The organism is Caballeronia sp. LZ016, assembly GCF_031450805.1.
Classification (GTDB): Bacteria; Pseudomonadota; Gammaproteobacteria; order Burkholderiales; family Burkholderiaceae; genus Caballeronia.
The window spans coordinates 2,585,819-2,602,740 of the sequence record NZ_JARTVY010000001.1 but is presented as its reverse complement, the minus strand read 5'-3'; the positions used below and the strand labels follow the sequence as shown (position 1 = coordinate 2,602,740).

Genomic DNA, 16,922 nt, shown 5'->3' with positions numbered 1-16,922 from the left:
GCGCCTTATTTCGGCTTGCGACGATCACCTCCCATCGATCGACGGAAAACCAAGGAGGCGCTTGTGTCGCTGCACGGCTACGGCCCGCTGCTCTGGGCGGGCGCAAAAGAGACCCTCGCGCTCGCGATGCTCTCTCTCGCGGTATCGGTGCTGCTCGGGCTTGTCGGCGCGTCGGCGAAACTGTCGCGGCACGGCCTGCTGCGCGGTATCGCAACCGCCTATACGACGCTCATTCGCTCGGTGCCCGATCTCGTGCTGATGCTGCTGCTTTTCTACAGCATCCAGATCGCGATCAACCACATCACCGACGCGTTCGCCTGGGAACAGTTCGATATCGACCCGTTCACCGCGGGCGTGCTCACGCTCGGCTTCATCTACGGCGCGTATTTCACCGAGACCTTTCGCGGCGCGTTTCTCGCGGTGCCGCGCGGCCAGTTGGAAGCCGGCACCGCCTACGGCATGAGCGGCATGCGCGTGTTCGGCCGCATCCTTTTTCCGCAGATGATGCGCTTCGCGCTGCCGGGCATCGGCAACAACTGGCAGGTGCTGGTGAAGGCGACGGCGCTCGTGTCGATCATCGGCCTCGCCGATGTCGTCAAGGCCGCGCAGGACGCCGGCAAGAGCACGTTCAACATGTTCTTCTTCGTGCTCGTGGCCGCGCTGATCTATCTGGCGATCACGACCGCATCCAACCTCGTGCTGATGACGCTCGAACGCCGCTATTCGACCGGCGTGCGCCACGCCGAACTCTGAAGACGGAGCCGCCATGATCCCGATCCTCGCCGAATACTGGCGTCCGTTCCTGTACTCCGATGGCATGCACGCATCGGGTCTCGTGGTCACGCTATGGCTGCTGGCGGCGTCGATCGCGATCGGCTTCTGCGCTTCGGTGCCGCTCGCATGCGCGCGCGTATCGAAGCGCCGCTGGCTGTCGGCGCCCGTGCGCCTCTACACCTACGTGTTCCGCGGCACGCCGCTTTACGTGCAGTTGCTGCTGCTGTACACGGGCATGTACAGCCTCGAATTCATCCGCAGCCAGTCCCTGCTCGAAGCGTTCTTCCGCAGCGGCTTCAATTGCGCGGTGCTCGCGTTCGCGCTGAACACGTGCGCCTATACGACGGAAATCTTCGCCGGCGCGATCCGCTCGATTCCGCACGGCGAAGTCGAAGCCGCCCGCGCGTACGGCATGGGCACGTTCACGATGTATCGGCGCATCGTCCTGCCGTCCGCGCTGCGCCGCGCCTTGCCTTTGTACAGCAACGAAGTGATCCTGATGCTGCACGCCACGACCGTCGCCTTCACGGCCACCGTGCCGGATATCCTGAAGGTGGCGCGCGATGCCAATTCGGCGACCTATGAATCGTTCGGTTCGTTCGGCGTCGCCGCGCTGCTGTATCTGGCGATCTCGTTCGCGCTCGTTGCGGCATTCAGGCGCGCGGAACGCCGCTGGCTCGCGTATCTGCGGCCGGCCGCGCATTGACGGGCGTTAGAATCCGCATCGTGGCGAACCCATCATCATCCGAGGAGAAAGCGTTGGAGCCCAAGCCCACAGACGTCGCGACGAAACTCGCCGCACAGGACATTCACAAGCGCTACGGCGACAACGAAGTGCTCAAGGGCGTCTCGCTGTCGGCGCGCGCGGGCGATGTCATCAGCATCATCGGCGCGAGCGGCTCGGGCAAGAGCACGTTCCTGCGCTGCATCAATTTCCTCGAGAAGCCGAACGCCGGGCAGATCGTCGTCGATGGCGAAGCCGTGCGCACGAAGACCGATCGCCAGGGCAATCTCGATGTCGCCGATCACAAGCAACTGCAGCGCGTGCGCACGAAGCTCGCGATGGTCTTCCAGCACTTCAATCTCTGGTCGCACATGACGGCCATCGAGAACGTGATGGAAGCGCCCATCCACGTGCTCGGCGTCTCGAAGAAGGAAGCCGAGGAACGCGCGCGCGAGTATCTGGAGAAGGTCGGCCTGCCGCCGCGCGTCGAAAAGCAGTATCCGTCGCACTTGTCGGGCGGGCAGCAGCAGCGCGTCGCGATCGCGCGGGCGCTCGCCATGCATCCCGACGTCATGCTCTTCGACGAACCGACGTCCGCGCTCGATCCCGAACTCGTCGGCGAAGTGCTGAAGGTCATGCAGAAGCTCGCGGAAGAAGGCCGCACGATGATCGTCGTCACGCACGAGATGGGCTTCGCGCGCAACGTGTCGAATCACGTGATGTTCCTGCATCAGGGGCGCACGGAAGAAGAGGGCGTGCCGTCCGAGGTGCTCACGCAGCCGAAAAGCGATCGCCTGCGACAGTTCCTGTCGGGTAGCCTCAAGTAACGTGGCAAGTCCATCGGGCCCGGCGCGCGCGCCGCTGCAAGTGGCGATCGTCGCGCTTCCGCCGGTCTCGATGAGCGGCATCGGGCCGGTCATCGACAGTCTGGCGCTCGCCAATGAAATCGACGGGCATCGTCTCTACGAGTGGCGCGTGTGCTCATGGGACGGGCGCGCCGTGCCCCTTTCCGGCGGCGCGCAGCTCCCCGCCGATTGCGCGTTCAACGACGCCCTGCAATGCGACTGGCTGATCGTCGTATCGGAGCGCTATCAGCAGTTCGCGGATTACCGGCTGTTTCTTGCGAGCCTCGCGCGCGTCGCGCCGCGCACGCCGCTCGTCTCCGGCATTCACCACGGCGTGTGGTGGCTCGCGATGGCCGGACAGCTCGCGCAATATCGCGTCGCGGTGAACTGGGAGACGTATCAGCAGTTCACGGAGCAGTTCGAGCGCACCATCGTCACGCAGCAGATATTCGAGATCGATCGCGATCGCGCGACATGCGCGGGCGGTCAGGCGAGCATCGACTTCATGCTCGCGATGATTGCGCGCGACCATGGCCAGGACCTCGCGGAACGCATCGCGGATTCCCTCGGCGTGGGCGTGCTGCGCGCGGGCACCGAGCGGCAGCGCATTCCGTTCGTGACCGCGCCGGGCGAGCGGCATCCGCGCCTGAACGACGCCCTGCAACTGATGGAAGCGAATATCGAAGACCCGCTCGCCACCGATGAAATCGCGACGCTCGTCGGCATTTCGCGCCGCCAGTTGGAGCGGCTCTTCCGGCAGTATCTCGGCGCGATGCCGTCGAAGTACTACCTCAGCTTGCGCCTGACCAAAGCGCGCACCCAACTGCAGCGCACGAGCAAGTCCGTCGTGCAGATCAGCCTCGCGTGCGGGTTTTCATCGGCGGCGCATTTCTCCAATGCGTACCGCGACCGCTTCGGCGTGACGCCGCGCGAGGAGCGCCGCAACTGGATCGAAAAGCAGCGCGGCGGCGCGGTGGACGAGCCGCGCGGCGGCGCGCTGATCGAGCGGCCCGATTCGCGCTGACGGCGCTGGAGGCGCAACGAGCCGCGTGGAAAAGCGCATGAAAGCATGTCGCGAACGCGCAAGACGGAAAGCGTGCGATTGCTTAATATCCAAAGCATTGCGGTGCAAGATCAGCACGAACCAGAAGAGGAGTGGCGCATGACCGACATCAATGTGAATCGCGGTACGTTCGACGAAGTAATGGTCCCGGTTTTCGCGCCGGCCAGTTTCGTGCCCGACCGGGGCCGCGGCTCGCGCGTGTGGGACACCGAAGGCCGCGACTATGTCGATTTCGCCGGCGGCATCGCCGTGACGGCGCTCGGACATGGGCATCCGGAACTGCTCAAGGTGCTGCACGAACAGGGCGACAAGCTCTGGCATATCGGTAACGGCTATACCAACGAGCCGGTGTTGCGGCTCGCGAAACGCCTGACGGATCTCACGTTCGCGGACCGCGCGTTCTTCGCGAATTCGGGCGCCGAGGCCAACGAAGCGGCGCTGAAGCTTGCGCGCCGATACGCCATCGACAAGTTCGGGCCCGAGAAGATCGAAATCATCTCCTTCACGCAGTCGTTTCACGGGCGCACGTTCTTCACCGTGAGCGTCGGCGGCCAGCCGAAGTACGCGGAAGGCTTCGGCCCGCAGCCGCAGGGCATCCGCCATCTGCCGTACAACGATCTGGCGCGGGCGCTCGAAGCCATCGGCGACAAGACCTGCGCGGTCATCGTCGAGCCGGTGCAGGGCGAGGGCGGCGTGCTGCCTGCCGATCCCGCGTTCCTCGAGGGTTTGCGCGAAGCGTGCGACAGGCACGGTGCCCTGCTGATTTTCGACGAAGTGCAGACGGGCGTCGGCCGCACCGGCACCTTGTACGCGTACATGCAATACGGCGTGACGCCCGACATTCTCACGACCGCGAAGGCGCTCGGCAACGGCTTTCCCATCGGCGCGATGCTGACCACCGACGCCATCGCGCAGCACTTCAAGGTCGGCGTGCACGGCACCACGTATGGCGGCAATCCGCTCGGCGCATCGATCGCGGAGAAGGTCGTCGAATTGATCAGCGATCCGAAGCTTCTCGAAGGCGTCGGCGTGCGCAGCGCGGCGATCCGGGCGCATCTGGAACGCATCAACGAGCGCTTCGGCATGTTCAGGGAGATTCGCGGCCGCGGTCTTCTGATCGGCGCGGAACTCGCCGATGCCTACAAGGACCGCGCGAAGGACGTGCTGACTGCTGCGGCGGCGAACGGCGTCATCATGCTGATCGCGGGGCCGAACGTGATCCGCTTCGCACCGTCGCTCATCATGCCGATGGCCGATCTCGACGAAGGCTTCGCGCGCATCGAGAAGGCGATCGAGCAGGTCGCGGGCGCGCCTGCCATCGCGCGCTGATTCACAGCCAAACAGGAAACGACGATGCTATCTGTTCGTCCCGCAAGACTCTCCGATCTCGACGAGCTCGAACGGATGGCGCGCACCGCTCAGCCCGTGCTGCACTCGCTGCCGCGCGACCGCGAACAGCTCGCGAGACGCGTCGCGCTCTCCGAGGATTCGTTCCGCGCCGAAGTCGATTTTCCCGGCGAGGAGTTCTATCTCTTCGTGCTCGAAGACACGGACACGGGCAGGCTGCTCGGCACGTCGAGCATCGTCGCGTCGGCGGGATACTCCGAGCCGTTCTACGCGTTTCGCAACGATGCGCTCATCCATGCATCGCGCGAGCTGAAGGTGAACCGCAAGATCCACGCGCTCACGATGTCGCACGAGCTGACCGGCAAGAGCCGGCTCACGGGCTTCTATATCGATCCATCGTTGCGCACGCCCGAAGGCGAGGCGGCGGCGCATCTGCTGTCGCGCGCGCGGATGATGTACGTCGTCGCGAATCGCAAGCGCTTCTCGAGCGAAGTCTTCTCGCTGATGCTGGGCGTCACCGACGAAGCGGGCCTCTCGCCATTCTGGGAAGCCGTGGGCCGCAAGTTCTTCGGGCGCGACTTCGAGCAGGTCGAGCTGGAATCGGGCGGGCGCAGCCGCACCTTCATCGCCGAAGTCATGCCGACGTATCCCATCTACGTGCCGCTTTTGCCGGGCGAAGCGCAGCGCGTGCTGGGCGAGCCGAACGACAGCACGCTGCTCGCCTACGACATTCATCTCGAGGAAGGTTTCGAGCCGGACCGTTTCGTCGATATCTTCGATGCCGGTCCGGTGCTGACGCTTGCCGTCGACAAGAGCGCATCGGCGGGTTCGGGCGAAGTGCGCCCGGTGCGCGATGGCGTCGTCGCGAGCGGTGCGCCGTATCTGATCGCGGCGGGCGGGGCGCACGGCTTCCGCTGCATCCTGGCCGATCTGAACGGCACGCGCGCCGATGGCGCCGCCCTGACCGCCGCGGCGCGCGATGCGCTCGGCGTGCACGAGAAGGACACGGTGCGCTGCGTGCCGCTGCATCAAGCCTCGGGAGAATTGCAATGATCGTCGTGCGCTGCGTGCAGCCGGAAGATGTCGACGCGCTCGTCGCGCTGGCGAAGGAAACGGGCCCGGGGCTCACCACGTTCAAGCCGGACCGGCAGGCGCTCGCCGCGCGCGTCGAACGCGCGCGCCGCACGCTCGCCGACGCTGCGGCGCCCTTCGAAGCCGGTTACTTCTTCGTGATGGAAGACACCACGACGGGCGACATCGCGGGCGTCTGCGGCATCGAAACCGAAGTCGGGCTCGAGCAGCCGTTCTACAACTATCGCGTGGCGACGGTCGTGCATGCGAGCAAGGATCTGGGTGTGTGGACGCGCATGTCGCTGCTCAACATCTCGCACGATCTGACGGGGTATGCCGAAGTCTGCTCGCTGTTTCTCAGCCCGCGCTATCGCACGGCGGGCGTGGGCGGATTGCTGTCGCGCTCGCGCTTCATGTTCATCGCGCAGTTCAAGGATCGCTTCCCGCAGCGCCTGTGCGCGGAGTTGCGCGGCCATTTCGACGAGAACGGTGAATCGCCGTTCTGGAACGCGGTCGGCTCGCACTTCTATCAGATCGATTTCAACGAAGCCGATTACCTCAGTTCGCACGGCAAGAAGTCGTTCCTCGCGGAACTGATGCCGCGCTATCCGGTGTATCTCGATCTGCTGCCCGAGGACGCGCAGCGCACGGTCGGCGTCACGCATCGCGATACCGCGCCCGCGCGCAAGATGCTCGAAGCGGAAGGGCTGCGTTACGAGAATCACGTCGATATCTTCGATGCCGGCCCGGTGCTCGAATGCCACACGTCCGACCTGCGCACGGTGCGCGAGAGCGTGCTGGCGACGGTGCGCATCGGCGAGCGCGTCGCCGCGGAGGGCGCGGCGAAGAGTCTCGTGTCGAATACATCGCTCGGAGATTTCCGGTGCGGCGCGACGACGGGCGCGGTCGAGGACGGCGCGTTCCTCCTCACCGCCGCCGAAGCCGCCGCATTGCGCGTGAAGGCCGGCGATACCGTGCGCGTGCTGACCTCGCAGCCGCGCTAACGAACAAGTTGAGAGACCTCATGGATATCCGGAACGAGCTGTATATCGGCGGTGAATGGCAGGACGGCAACGGCGCGGCGTTCGCTTCGCGCAGTCCGGCAAGCGATGAAACCGTGTGGCAGGGCAAGAGCGCATCCGCCGATGACGTCGATCGTGCGGTGTCGTCGGCGCGCCGTGCGTTCGCGTCGTGGTCCGCGATGACGTTCGACGAGCGCGTGGGCATCGCGAAGCGCTTCGCCGCGCTGCTCAACGAGAACAAGGAAACGCTCGCCCACGCGATCGGCCGCGAAACCGGCAAGCCGCTGTGGGAAGCGCGCACCGAGGTCGCGTCGATGGCCGCGAAGGTCGACATCTCCGTGCAGGCCTATCACGAGCGCACCGGCGAGAAGCGCGCGCCGATGGCCGATGGCGTCGCGGTGCTGCGGCATCGGCCGCACGGCGTCGTCGCGGTGTTCGGGCCGTACAACTTTCCGGGGCATCTGCCGAACGGCCATATCGTGCCGGCGCTGATCGCGGGCAACGCGGTCGTGTTCAAGCCGTCGGAGCTTGCGCCGGGCGTCGCGGCGGCGACCGTCGCGCTGTGGATCGAAGCGGGATTGCCTGCGGGCGTGCTCAATCTCGTTCAGGGCGAAAAGGACACGGGCGTCGCGCTGGCGAATCACCGGCAGATCGACGGCCTCTTCTTCACCGGCAGCTCGGATACCGGCACGCTGCTGCACCGGCAGTTCGGCGGGCGGCCTGAAATCGTGCTCGCGCTGGAAATGGGCGGCAACAATCCGCTCGTCGTCGCGCAGGTGGACGACATCGACGCCGCGGTGCATCACACGATTCAATCCGCGTTTCTCTCGGCGGGCCAGCGCTGCACGTGCGCCCGGCGTCTCTTCGTTCCGGACGATGCCTTCGGCGAGCGCTTCCTGCAGCGTTTCGCGGAGGTGAGCGCGAACATCCGCATCGGCGCTTACGATGAAGACCCGCAGCCGTTCATGGGCGCCGTGATTTCGGCGCGGGCGGCGGCACGGCTCATGCTGGCTCAGACGCAACTGGTCGATGGCGGCGCAAAGCCCGTTCTCGCGATGAAGCAGCGCGCGGCGAACCTCGGTTTCGTCACGCCCGCGATCCTCGACGTGACCGGCGCGCGCAACGTCCCCGACGAAGAACATTTCGGCCCGATGGTGCAGGTCGCGCGCTACCGCACGTTCGACGAAGCGATCCAGCGCGCCAACGACACCGCCTACGGCCTGTCCGCCGGCTTGCTCGCCGACGACGAAACCGCCTGGACGCACTTTCAGCGCACGATTCGCGCGGGCATCGTCAACTGGAACCGGCCGACCAACGGCGCATCGTCGGCGGCGCCGTTCGGGGGCATCGGCCGCTCGGGCAATCAGCGGCCGAGCGCCTACTACGCGGCGGACTACTGCTCGTATCCGATGGCGTCGGTGGAAAGCGCGCAATTGCAGATGCCGGCGAGCGTATCGCCGGGTCTCACGTTCTAAGCATCGGGATCCGATATGCAGGCATACGAAGCGAACTTCGACGGGCTGGTCGGCCCGACGCACAACTACGCGGGGTTGTCGTTCGGCAACGTGGCGTCGCGCAGCAACGAGAAATCGGTGGCGAACCCGAAGGCCGCCGCGAAGCAGGGCTTGCGCAAGATGAAGCGCCTGGCCGACCTCGGCTTCCATCAGGGCGTGTTGCCGCCGCTCGAACGGCCATCGGTGAAGCTGTTGCGCAGTGTCGGCTTCACGGGCGACGACGCCGGCGTGATCGCACGCGCGGCCGTCGAAGCGCCCGAACTGCTCGCCGCCGCGAGTTCCGCTTCCGCGATGTGGACCGCCAACGCGGCGACCGTCAGCCCTTCCGCCGATACCGCCGATGGCCGCGTTCATTTCACGCCCGCGAACCTCGCGGCGAAGCTGCATCGCGCGATCGAGCATGGCGAAACGCGCCGTTCGCTCGCCGCGATCTTCGCCGACGAGTCGCGCTTTCACATTCACCACGCGCTGCCCGGCACGCCCGCGCTCGGCGATGAAGGCGCGGCCAATCACACGCGCTTCGCACGCGAGTACGGCGAGAAGGGCGTCGAGTTCTTCGTGTATGGACGCAGCGAATACGGGCGAGGTCCGCAGCCGCAGCGTTTTCCGGCGCGGCAGACGCTCGAAGCGAGCCGTGCGGTGGCGCGGCTGCATGGCCTCGATGAAGCGTCGACCGTGTTCGCGCAGCAGTCGCCCGATGTGATCGATGCCGGCGTGTTTCACAACGATGTGATCGCGGTCGGCAATCGCACGACGCTGTTCTGTCACGAGCGCGCGTTCGTCGATCAGCGCCAGGTCTATGACCAGCTCAGCGCGAAGTTGCAGGCTCAGGGCGCGTCGTTCGCGGCGCTGGAAGTGCCGGAAAGCGAAGTCAGCGTCGCGGACGCGGTCTCGTCGTATCTCTTCAACAGCCAGTTGCTGTCGCGCGCGGACGGCACGCAAGTGCTCGTCGTGCCGCAGGAATGCCGCGAGAACGCTCGCGTCGCGGCGTACCTCGACTCACTCGCCACGCGCGCGACGCCGATCGACGAAGTGCTCGTTTTCGATCTGCGTGAGAGCATGAAGAACGGTGGCGGTCCCGCGTGCTTGCGTCTGCGCGTCGTGCTGAACGACGCCGAGCGTGCGGCCGTCAATCCCGACGTGTGGATGAACGACGCGCTGTTTGCGCGCCTCGACGCGTGGATCGACACGCATTACCGCGATTCGCTCGCACCCGCCGATCTGGCCGATCCGCGGCTCCTGACGGAATCGCGGACGGCGCTCGATGAGTTGACGACCATCCTCGGACTAGGCGCCGTCTATGACTTCCAGCGTTGATGCATCGTTGCTGAGCGACTTTCTCGCGTTCACGCTCGCGGGCTCGCGGCCATCGGTCATATCGGGCGCATTGGCTTCGGGCGTGCGATGGACGTGGCAGGGCGAGGGCGTGTTGCTTCTCGAACCGGCGTCCGGAACGGCATCGGCGCAAAGCGTGCTGGCGTCGGCGGGCATTCATGGCGATGAAACCGCGCCCATCGAAATGCTGTCGCGGCTCGTCGCGGATATCGCGAACGGCGGCGCGCGGCTCGCGTCGCGCACGCTCGTCGTGCTCGGCAACGCCGGTGCGATGCGTGCGGGCGTGCGCTATATCGACGACGATCTCAATCGCCTCTTCAGCGGCCGTCACGCGAGCTTGCCGCAAAGCGTCGAAGCGCCTCGCGCGGCCGAACTCGAACGCGTGGCGGCGGCGTTCTTCGGGAACGTGACGCATCCGAAGTGGCATATCGACATGCACACGGCCATTCGCGCGTCGGTTTTCGAGCAGTTCGCGCTGTTGCCGCACACCGGCGCGCCGCTCGCCCGCGCGATGTTCGACTGGCTGCGCGATGCGCGTCTCGAAGCGGTGCTTCTGCATCGCGAGAAGGGATCGACGTTCACGCATTACACCGCCGCGCAGTGCGGCGCGCTTGCCTGCACGCTCGAACTCGGCAAGGTGCGGCCGTTCGGCGAGAACGATCTCGCGCGCTTCGCGGCATCGGATGCGGCGTTGCGCAGGTTGATCGCGGGGGAGCCCGCGAGTTGGCCAAGGCCATTGCGCGTGTTCACGGTCGTCGCGCAGATCGACAAGCAGAGCGAGCAGTTCGTCATGAACGTCGCGAGCGATGTGCCCAATTTCACGCCGTTTCCCGCAGGCGCCGAACTCGCGCGCGATGGCGATTACACCTATCGCGTCACGCACGAGGAAGAGCGCATCGTCTTTCCGAATCCCAAGGTGAAGCCGGGGCTGCGCGCGGGCCTGATGGTCGTCGATACAACCGACGCCACGCTCGCCTCGCTCGACTGATCGCGCTGGGTTTGCGCCAGCGCGACATCCGCTTGCCAATTCCGCTTTGTGTTCCCTGGGCCCTGACGGCGCGGCGCGCCTGCCCGCGCGCGGGCGGGCGCGTGTAGCCGCGCGCTACAATCGCGGCCCTGTGTCTGATGCACCGCACCAAAACCATTTGCGCCGTTTGAGCGTTTTTTTTGACGCCGCGATGCTTGGTTCGCCGGCTTCATGCCGCATCCGACATGGATCACGAAACACACTGGAAGGAGATGGCAATAGATGAAATCGCAATGGATCAATCGCAAGCTCGCCGCCGTCGCGGTGCTGGGAACGCTGGCTGCATCGATGGGCGCGCACGCCGCCGATGACATGAAGACGCTGCGCTTCGGCGTGGAGGCTTCGTATGCGCCGTTCGAATCGAAGACGGCGAGCGGGGAACTGACGGGCTTCGATATCGACATCGGCAACGCGGTTTGCGCGAAGCTGAAGATGAAATGCGTGTGGGTCGAGAATTCGTTCGACGGCCTGATTCCCGCGTTGCAGGCGCGCAAGTTCGACGGCATCAATTCGGATATGACGATCACCGACAAGCGCAAGCTCGCGATCGACTTCACCGATCCCATCTATTCGATTCCGAACCAGCTCATCGCGAAGAAGGGCAGCGGCGTGCTGCCGACCGTCGACGGTCTGAAGGGCAAGCGCGTGGGCGTGCTGCAGGGCTCGATCCAGGAAACGTACGCGAAGGCGAAGTGGGCGCCGGCGGGCATCGATGTCGAGTCGTATCAGGCGCAGGACCAGATCTATGCCGATCTGTCCTCCGGCCGTCTCGATGCGGCGTTCCAGGATGCCGAGGCGGCGTCGAAGGGTTTCCTGAAGCAGCCGCAGGGCGCGGCGTTCGCGTTCGCGGGGCCGGCTGTCGCGGACGACAAGCTGCTCGGCTCGGGCGTGGGCTTCGGCGTTCGCAAGAGCGACAAGGCGCTCAGGGAATCGATGAACCGCGCATTGAAGGAACTGAAGGACGACGGGTCGATCGACCGGCTGGCCGCGAAGTACTTCGATGTGAAGGTGGTGCTGAAGTAAGGGGATGGCCCGTTCCGACGGCGCTGGAACGGGCTGTTCGCTGAACGCACCGCGTCGAGGAGCATCAGCGTTTGGCGAGCGCCTTGATGGCGACGTTGCGAGTGCGGATGACCTTGCGCACGGCTTCCATTACTCGCTCGCGCGACTCCGGCGTAGACGTGTCGATGGCCCTGTCCTCGCGCGGTGCAACCTTGACGCGCAGTGGAATTCCGTCGGCCAGAAGCCGGCCGATTCTTCTCGGCGCCATTTGCATTCGCTCCATGACCGTTCAACGCGTCACATCGACGGCCTGATCACCACCGTGCACGTCGTCCCCGCCGCGAGCAGCATCCCGTCCGGCACCTCATCGATCTTCAGCCGCACCGGCACGCGTTGCGCAAGCCGCACCCAGTTGAACGTGGGGTTCACATCGGCGAGCAGTTCGCGGCTTTGCGGATTGTCGCGATCATAGATGCCGCGCGAGATGCTCTCGACGTGCGCTTTCAACTCTCCGCCGCTCATCAAACGAATCTGCGCCCGGTCGCCCACGCGCACGTGCGGCAGCTTCGTTTCCTCGAAGTAGCCGTAGATCCAGAACGAATGACTGTCGACGATCGCGAGCTTCGCCGCGCCCACCGTCGCGTAGTCGCCGCGATAAACGTTCAGGTTCGTGACATAGCCATCCACGGGCGAATAGACCTTCGTGCGCGCCAGGTTCAGCTTCGCCGCATCCAGCGCGGCCTCTGCCTGCTGCAATTGCGCCGCCGCCGTCGATGCCGTCTGCGACGCGTTCTCGCGCGCCTCCCGCGACACGACGAGACTGTCCATGTCTGCACGGCGCGCCGCGTCCGCTCGCCGCATGCGCAACTCGGCCGCGCGCGCCGCGACATTCGCCTGTGCCTGCTCGACCGCGATCTGATAGTGCGACGGATCGATCTCCATCAGCAAGTCGCCTTTCTTTACGTACTGGTTGTCGCGCACCGGCAATTGCACGACCGCGCCCGACACATCCGGCGCGATGTTGACGACCTCGGCGCGCACGCGGCCATCGCGCGTCCAGGGCTCGTCCATATAGTGCACCCACAACACGCGCCCGATGAGAAGGGCGGCCGCGAAAACGACGATCGTCATGACGAAGCCGATGATTTTTCTGAGAACCATGATGAGTCTTCTAAACCTGTAGAAACGATCAGCGATACACCGCAAGCCCGAGCGCGCCGCACACGCAGACGAGCAGGCTCGCGCGAAAGAGCGCCGGATGCCAGACCACGCGATAAAGCCCGGTCATCGCGAGCGCGCGGTCGATCACCCACGCGATCAGCGCGCCCGCGACGAACAGCACGAGCAGAGTGGGCACGTAGGCTTCGAGAATCGCGGTATCACGCGGCATGCGGCGCTCCATTGACGGAAGTCGAATCCGGCGGGACGAACCCGGCAAGCGGCGAGGCCGGATCGAGCAGCGCCGTGCGGATGAAATGCAGATGACTGACGATCCGCTGCAGGCGATGCCGTTCCTCGCGCGGCGGATTCATCGCAGCCAGCACGGCCTGCGCATCGGCGATAGCGTGCGCCGTGCTTTCCAGCGCGGCCTCGAAGCGCGCGGCGCCCGGGCGATCGAAAAGGCGCGCGACGGCATCGAGCGTCGCTTTCGACGTACGCCGCCAGGGCGTCGACGCCGCGTAATGCGGCGCATCCGGCAAGGCGGCGATTTCGCGCCGCACTTCGATCACCGCGCGGCCGGCCTCCAGCACCGCGAACAGCCACTGCAGCGCCTCGCGTTGGAGTTCGGGCTTGCCGGCGGCGAGCGCGTTGATCTGCGACAGCAGATCGCGCGTGCGGCTTTCGAAGTGCGTCGCCACGCGCGTCAGGCGTTCGCGTCGCGCATGCACGACTTCGCGGCGCAGGTCCGCGAGCAGCAGGCGTCGCAGCCACGGCGCGTCGGTCGGCAGGATGACGGCGAACGCAACCGCCGAGACGATCATCGACAGCACGAGCGCGACGGCATCGTTCATGAAACTCGCCGGATCGTAATGAACCAGATTGTCCGGCCCCGCGAGAAAGCAGAAGAAGATGCAATAGCCGATACCCACGCCCGCCACCGCGCGCCGCGTGCTGATGAAGGCCCCGAGCAGCAGCGCCGGCACGAGCGCGACGCACATCAGCACGAAGCCGTCCATGTGCGGAAAGACGCCGAACACGACGATCATCCCGACGACGCTCGCGAGCGCGGTGCCGATGGCCATCTGCGCCGACATCAGCGTCGGGCGCGGCGACGACGACGCGAGCGCGCACACGGCCGCCGCGTTGAGCACCATCGTGCCGCCGCTCGGCCACGCGCTCGCGATCCAGAACGCGCTCAGCACGAACATCACCATCGCCCCGCGCAAGCCGGAGATCGCCGCGGCGAGCATGTTGGTCTTCGGCACATAGCGCGCGACCCAGCGTTCTCGTTCATGCGACGGCGCGCCGAGCGACGCGTACGTTTCGGCATAGGCGAGCATGTCGTCGACGAAGCGGTGAAGCAGTTCGGTGGCCGTATCGAATTCGAGCGGCGAGAACGTCGCATCGGATTCGATCGCGGCGCGCGCCGCGCGCACGCGCTTCGGCAGCGCGGCCTTGTAATCGCGGAGTTGCGCGGCGGCATGGGCGGCATCGGCGGCGTTGCGCACGGGCTGGCCCGAATGCAGCAACAGCGGCGGCACTTCGTGGATGAACGGCGTGAGCGCCGCGACCGTCGCCGCGGAAGCGCTTTCGCGCAGACGGTTCATCAACTGATGCAGCGCATGAAAGCGCGTCGACGCGCTCATGAATTCGCTGTTGAGCCGCGCGAGCCGTCCGCCGCGCCGGCGCGACTCCGGATGCTCGAACACCGCGACACTGCGCGCCGCCTCGAAGCCGACGACATCCGCGACGAAGCCGAGGTTCGCCCGCTCGATCTGCGCGCGGTCCATCGCGCCGGACATCGCACGGCACACGTAATCGACGAAATGCGTGAAGCGCTGGCGGACCGTCGTGCGAATCTGCTCGCCTGCGTGCTGCGGGAAGACGAGCGCGCTGACCGCGCCCGCGCAGACGATGCCGAGCGTCACTTCGCCGACACGCGTAAGCGCCGACAGAAACGCGCCATCCGGATGCTGCGCCGCCGGAATGCCGATCAGCGCCGCCGTGTAGCCCGCGAGCACGAAACCGTACGAGCGGAAATTGCGATTGCGCGCCGCGCCCGCCGTGCAGATGCCGACCCAAAGCGCCGTCGCCGACAGGAACAGCACCGGCTGCTGGGCGAACAGGCCGATGAGCGCGAGCATCACGACGAGACCGATCATCGTGCCGCAGAAGCGATAAAAGCTCTTGGCGAGGACCATCCCGCTTTGCGGCTGCATCACGACGAAAACGGTCGTCATCGCGGTGCGCGGCTGCTGCATGTCGAGGCGCATGGCGATCCACAGCGCGAGCAGCGCGGCGAGCACGGCCTTGAAGATATAGACCCACGCGAGGCCGTCGGTACGCGCCCAGTCCGCGAAGGATGCACGCAGCGATGCTGACACGGCCGGCCTCATTCGACTTCGGCCACGTGGCTGAACGGCCCGATGTGCCGCGCGGGCGCGAGCGTCGCGTCCTTCGGCCCGTTCGCGGGATCGTCGATACCGCCGCCGAGCGCCGCCGTGAGCGTCGCGTAAGCGCCGAGCCGCTGCGCCCGCACGCGCGCCTGCGCATCCTGCGCGCGCAGCAGTTGGGACTGCGCGAGCAGCACATTGACGTAATCGGTGAGGCCGCGCCGGTATCCCTCGTTCGCGAGATCGTAGTTTTTGCGCGCGGCGGCGACCGAGCGGGCGGACGCATCCATCTGCGTATCGAGCGACTTCACGCGCACCACCTGGTCGGCGATGTCCTTCAGCGCGGCGACGAGCGTCGCGTTGTAGTGATCGACGGCCTGGTCGTATTGCGCCGATGCCGCGCCGAGTTGCGCGCGAAGGCGCCCGCCCTCGAAGACCGGCAGCGTAATGGCCGGGCCGAACGTATAGCCGGTCGCCTTGCTCGTCAGAAAGCTCAGCAGCGCACCGCCCGCGAACGCCTGCGTGAGCGACGCCGCCAGATTGATATTCGGATAGAACTGCGCCCGGGCGACATCGATGCCGCGCGCCTCTGCCGCCACCATCCATCTCGCCGCGACGATATCCGGCCGATGCCCGACGAGTTCCGCCGGCAGCGACGACGGCAACGGCAGCGGCGTCGCCAGCGACAGTTGCGGCCGCGCGAGCGCTTCGCCCGCGCCGGGTCCTTCGCCCGCCAGTGCGGCAAGCTGATGGCGGGCGAGCTCGATCTCTTCCCTGAACACGTCGACTTGGCGCTCGTACTCCGGCAGCGGCGCTTCGGCCTGACTCACTTCGAGCTGCGTGCCGAGGCCGCCCGCGAGACGCCGGCGCGCCAGTTGCGCGAGCCGTTCCTGCTGCTCGAGCGTTTCCTGCGCGATGTCGAGTTGCGCGAACGCCTGCGAGAAGCCGATATACGCCCGGACGATGTTGGTCTCGAGCTCGAGCTGTGCAGCGCGGGCGTCGGCGGCGCGTACGTGGGCGACATCGAGCGCGCGTGCGGCGGCGTTGTCGTCGCGGCCCCACAGGTCGAGGTCATAGGAAAGGGTGAGGCCGGCGGTGTTGTCCCAGGTCGTCGCATCGGCGAACGGGCCAGGGCCGTAGAACGCGTTGTTCGGCCAGTTCTTGCGCTGCACGCTCATGCTGCCGTCGACGTGCGGCAACAGCGCCGAGCGTGCCACGCCCGCTTGCTGCTGCGCTTCGCGCACGCGGGCCGCGGCCATCGCGAGCGTCGGGCTGCCGGAGGTCGCACGGTCGATCCATCCGTCGAGTTGCGGATCGCGGTAGGCGCGCCACCATTGAGAGTCGGGCCACGCGGCGTCTGCGTTGGCGGCGCGGATCGCGCTGCCCGCATCGAGCGCGGCGGCATCCATCGGCGAATCCTTCGGCCGGATGTTCCCGGTGCTCGCGCACCCGGCGATTGTTAATATTGCTGTAAGAGCCGCAGCGAAAGCAGCGTATCTGGACCTCCGGCCTTGCACGTTCTACTCCGAACGGAAAACGATCAAGCGCTGATTATATTTTTGCAACGATAGTCGAATAACCGATCGCTCGGCAAAGCATTCTTACGAACGGCGTGATAATCGCATTTACGGGCCGTGCAACAAT

The 16,922-nt window shown here is 66.1% G+C and carries 16 protein-coding genes; 11 read left to right on the top strand and 5 right to left on the bottom strand.

All coding sequences use genetic code 11. The annotated features are described in order from the left end of the window. The first annotated feature begins 63 nt into the window (after nucleotides 1–63). The 11 genes from P9220_RS12385 to P9220_RS12335 all read left to right on the top strand — a co-directional run bounded on the left by P9220_RS12385 (nucleotide 64) and on the right by P9220_RS12335 (nucleotide 11,745). Nucleotides 64–753: a histidine ABC transporter permease HisQ gene (locus P9220_RS12385; RefSeq protein ID WP_309765117.1), complete on the top strand. Its 690-nt coding sequence runs from the start codon at nucleotides 64–66 to the stop codon at nucleotides 751–753. A 13-nt stretch (nucleotides 754–766) separates the two neighbouring features. After that, nucleotides 767–1,480 (top strand): ABC transporter permease, encoded by a 714-nt coding sequence (locus P9220_RS12380; protein WP_309765116.1) that lies wholly within the window; start codon nucleotides 767–769, stop codon nucleotides 1,478–1,480. A gap of 53 nt (nucleotides 1,481–1,533) precedes the next feature. Beyond that, the gene (locus P9220_RS12375; RefSeq protein WP_309765115.1) at nucleotides 1,534–2,325 is read left to right on the top strand and encodes an ABC transporter ATP-binding protein; all 792 of its coding nucleotides are present in this window, start codon (nucleotides 1,534–1,536) and stop codon (nucleotides 2,323–2,325) included. Nucleotide 2,326: 1 nt separating this feature from the next. Next, the gene (locus tag P9220_RS12370; protein WP_309765114.1) at nucleotides 2,327–3,367 is read left to right on the top strand and encodes a GlxA family transcriptional regulator; all 1,041 of its coding nucleotides are present in this window, start codon (nucleotides 2,327–2,329) and stop codon (nucleotides 3,365–3,367) included. A gap of 138 nt (nucleotides 3,368–3,505) precedes the next feature. Next, nucleotides 3,506–4,735: an aspartate aminotransferase family protein gene (locus P9220_RS12365; RefSeq protein WP_309765113.1), complete on the top strand. Its 1,230-nt coding sequence runs from the start codon at nucleotides 3,506–3,508 to the stop codon at nucleotides 4,733–4,735. Between the two features lie 24 nt (nucleotides 4,736–4,759). After that, nucleotides 4,760–5,806, top strand: coding sequence for an arginine/ornithine succinyltransferase subunit alpha (gene aruF, locus P9220_RS12360; RefSeq protein ID WP_309765112.1), 1,047 nt, complete (start codon nucleotides 4,760–4,762; stop codon nucleotides 5,804–5,806). Next, nucleotides 5,803–6,828 (top strand): arginine N-succinyltransferase, encoded by a 1,026-nt coding sequence (gene astA / locus P9220_RS12355; RefSeq protein WP_309765111.1) that lies wholly within the window; start codon nucleotides 5,803–5,805, stop codon nucleotides 6,826–6,828. Before aruF ends, astA begins: the two co-directional genes overlap by 4 nt. 20 nt (nucleotides 6,829–6,848) lie before the next feature. Further along, nucleotides 6,849–8,321, top strand: a complete 1,473-nt coding sequence (astD, locus tag P9220_RS12350; protein WP_309765110.1) for a succinylglutamate-semialdehyde dehydrogenase — start codon at nucleotides 6,849–6,851, stop codon at nucleotides 8,319–8,321. A gap of 15 nt (nucleotides 8,322–8,336) precedes the next feature. Then, complete coding sequence (astB, locus tag P9220_RS12345; RefSeq protein ID WP_309765109.1) at nucleotides 8,337–9,677, top strand: N-succinylarginine dihydrolase; 1,341 nt, start codon at nucleotides 8,337–8,339, stop codon at nucleotides 9,675–9,677. Next, the gene (gene astE, locus P9220_RS12340) at nucleotides 9,661–10,683 is read left to right on the top strand and encodes a succinylglutamate desuccinylase (RefSeq protein WP_309765108.1); all 1,023 of its coding nucleotides are present in this window, start codon (nucleotides 9,661–9,663) and stop codon (nucleotides 10,681–10,683) included. Before astB ends, astE begins: the two co-directional genes overlap by 17 nt. A gap of 261 nt (nucleotides 10,684–10,944) precedes the next feature. Beyond that, complete coding sequence (locus tag P9220_RS12335; RefSeq protein ID WP_309765107.1) at nucleotides 10,945–11,745, top strand: lysine/arginine/ornithine ABC transporter substrate-binding protein; 801 nt, start codon at nucleotides 10,945–10,947, stop codon at nucleotides 11,743–11,745. Between the two features lie 64 nt (nucleotides 11,746–11,809). Here P9220_RS12335 and P9220_RS12330 read toward each other — a convergent pair whose 3' ends face one another. Genes P9220_RS12330 through P9220_RS12310 form a run of 5 tightly spaced genes read right to left on the bottom strand, consistent with a single transcriptional unit; the run spans nucleotide 11,810 to nucleotide 16,795 of the window. Next, nucleotides 11,810–11,998 (bottom strand): hypothetical protein, encoded by a 189-nt coding sequence (locus P9220_RS12330; RefSeq protein ID WP_309765106.1) that lies wholly within the window; start codon nucleotides 11,996–11,998, stop codon nucleotides 11,810–11,812. A 23-nt stretch (nucleotides 11,999–12,021) separates the two neighbouring features. Beyond that, the gene (locus tag P9220_RS12325) at nucleotides 12,022–12,885 is read right to left on the bottom strand and encodes an HlyD family secretion protein (RefSeq protein ID WP_309765105.1); all 864 of its coding nucleotides are present in this window, start codon (nucleotides 12,883–12,885) and stop codon (nucleotides 12,022–12,024) included. 28 nt (nucleotides 12,886–12,913) lie between these two features. Further along, the gene (locus P9220_RS12320) at nucleotides 12,914–13,114 is read right to left on the bottom strand and encodes a DUF1656 domain-containing protein (RefSeq protein WP_309765104.1); all 201 of its coding nucleotides are present in this window, start codon (nucleotides 13,112–13,114) and stop codon (nucleotides 12,914–12,916) included. Beyond that, nucleotides 13,104–15,281, bottom strand: a complete 2,178-nt coding sequence (locus P9220_RS12315; RefSeq protein WP_309765103.1) for an FUSC family protein — start codon at nucleotides 15,279–15,281, stop codon at nucleotides 13,104–13,106. The genes P9220_RS12320 and P9220_RS12315 overlap by 11 nt, the downstream gene beginning before the upstream one ends. After that, nucleotides 15,278–16,795: an efflux transporter outer membrane subunit gene (locus P9220_RS12310; protein ID WP_309765102.1), complete on the bottom strand. Its 1,518-nt coding sequence runs from the start codon at nucleotides 16,793–16,795 to the stop codon at nucleotides 15,278–15,280. The genes P9220_RS12315 and P9220_RS12310 overlap by 4 nt, the downstream gene beginning before the upstream one ends. Nucleotides 16,796–16,922: the final 127 nt, after the last annotated feature.

What these genes read in the sequence shown, in the direction of transcription:
- P9220_RS12315 (WP_309765103.1), bottom strand. Translation starts at nt 15,281, where the DNA reads ATGAGGCCGGCCGTGTCAGCATCGCTGCGTGCATCCTTCGCGGACTGG.
- P9220_RS12335 (WP_309765107.1), top strand. Translation starts at nt 10,945, where the DNA reads ATGAAATCGCAATGGATCAATCGCAAGCTCGCCGCCGTCGCGGTGCTG.
- P9220_RS12380 (WP_309765116.1), top strand. Translation starts at nt 767, where the DNA reads ATGATCCCGATCCTCGCCGAATACTGGCGTCCGTTCCTGTACTCCGAT.
- P9220_RS12320 (WP_309765104.1), bottom strand. Translation starts at nt 13,114, where the DNA reads ATGCCGCGTGATACCGCGATTCTCGAAGCCTACGTGCCCACTCTGCTC.
- P9220_RS12330 (WP_309765106.1), bottom strand. Translation starts at nt 11,998, where the DNA reads ATGCAAATGGCGCCGAGAAGAATCGGCCGGCTTCTGGCCGACGGAATT.
- astA (WP_309765111.1), top strand. Translation starts at nt 5,803, where the DNA reads ATGATCGTCGTGCGCTGCGTGCAGCCGGAAGATGTCGACGCGCTCGTC.
- P9220_RS12325 (WP_309765105.1), bottom strand. Translation starts at nt 12,885, where the DNA reads ATGGTTCTCAGAAAAATCATCGGCTTCGTCATGACGATCGTCGTTTTC.
- astD (WP_309765110.1), top strand. Translation starts at nt 6,849, where the DNA reads ATGGATATCCGGAACGAGCTGTATATCGGCGGTGAATGGCAGGACGGC.
- P9220_RS12365 (WP_309765113.1), top strand. Translation starts at nt 3,506, where the DNA reads ATGACCGACATCAATGTGAATCGCGGTACGTTCGACGAAGTAATGGTC.
- aruF (WP_309765112.1), top strand. Translation starts at nt 4,760, where the DNA reads ATGCTATCTGTTCGTCCCGCAAGACTCTCCGATCTCGACGAGCTCGAA.
- astE (WP_309765108.1), top strand. Translation starts at nt 9,661, where the DNA reads ATGACTTCCAGCGTTGATGCATCGTTGCTGAGCGACTTTCTCGCGTTC.
- astB (WP_309765109.1), top strand. Translation starts at nt 8,337, where the DNA reads ATGCAGGCATACGAAGCGAACTTCGACGGGCTGGTCGGCCCGACGCAC.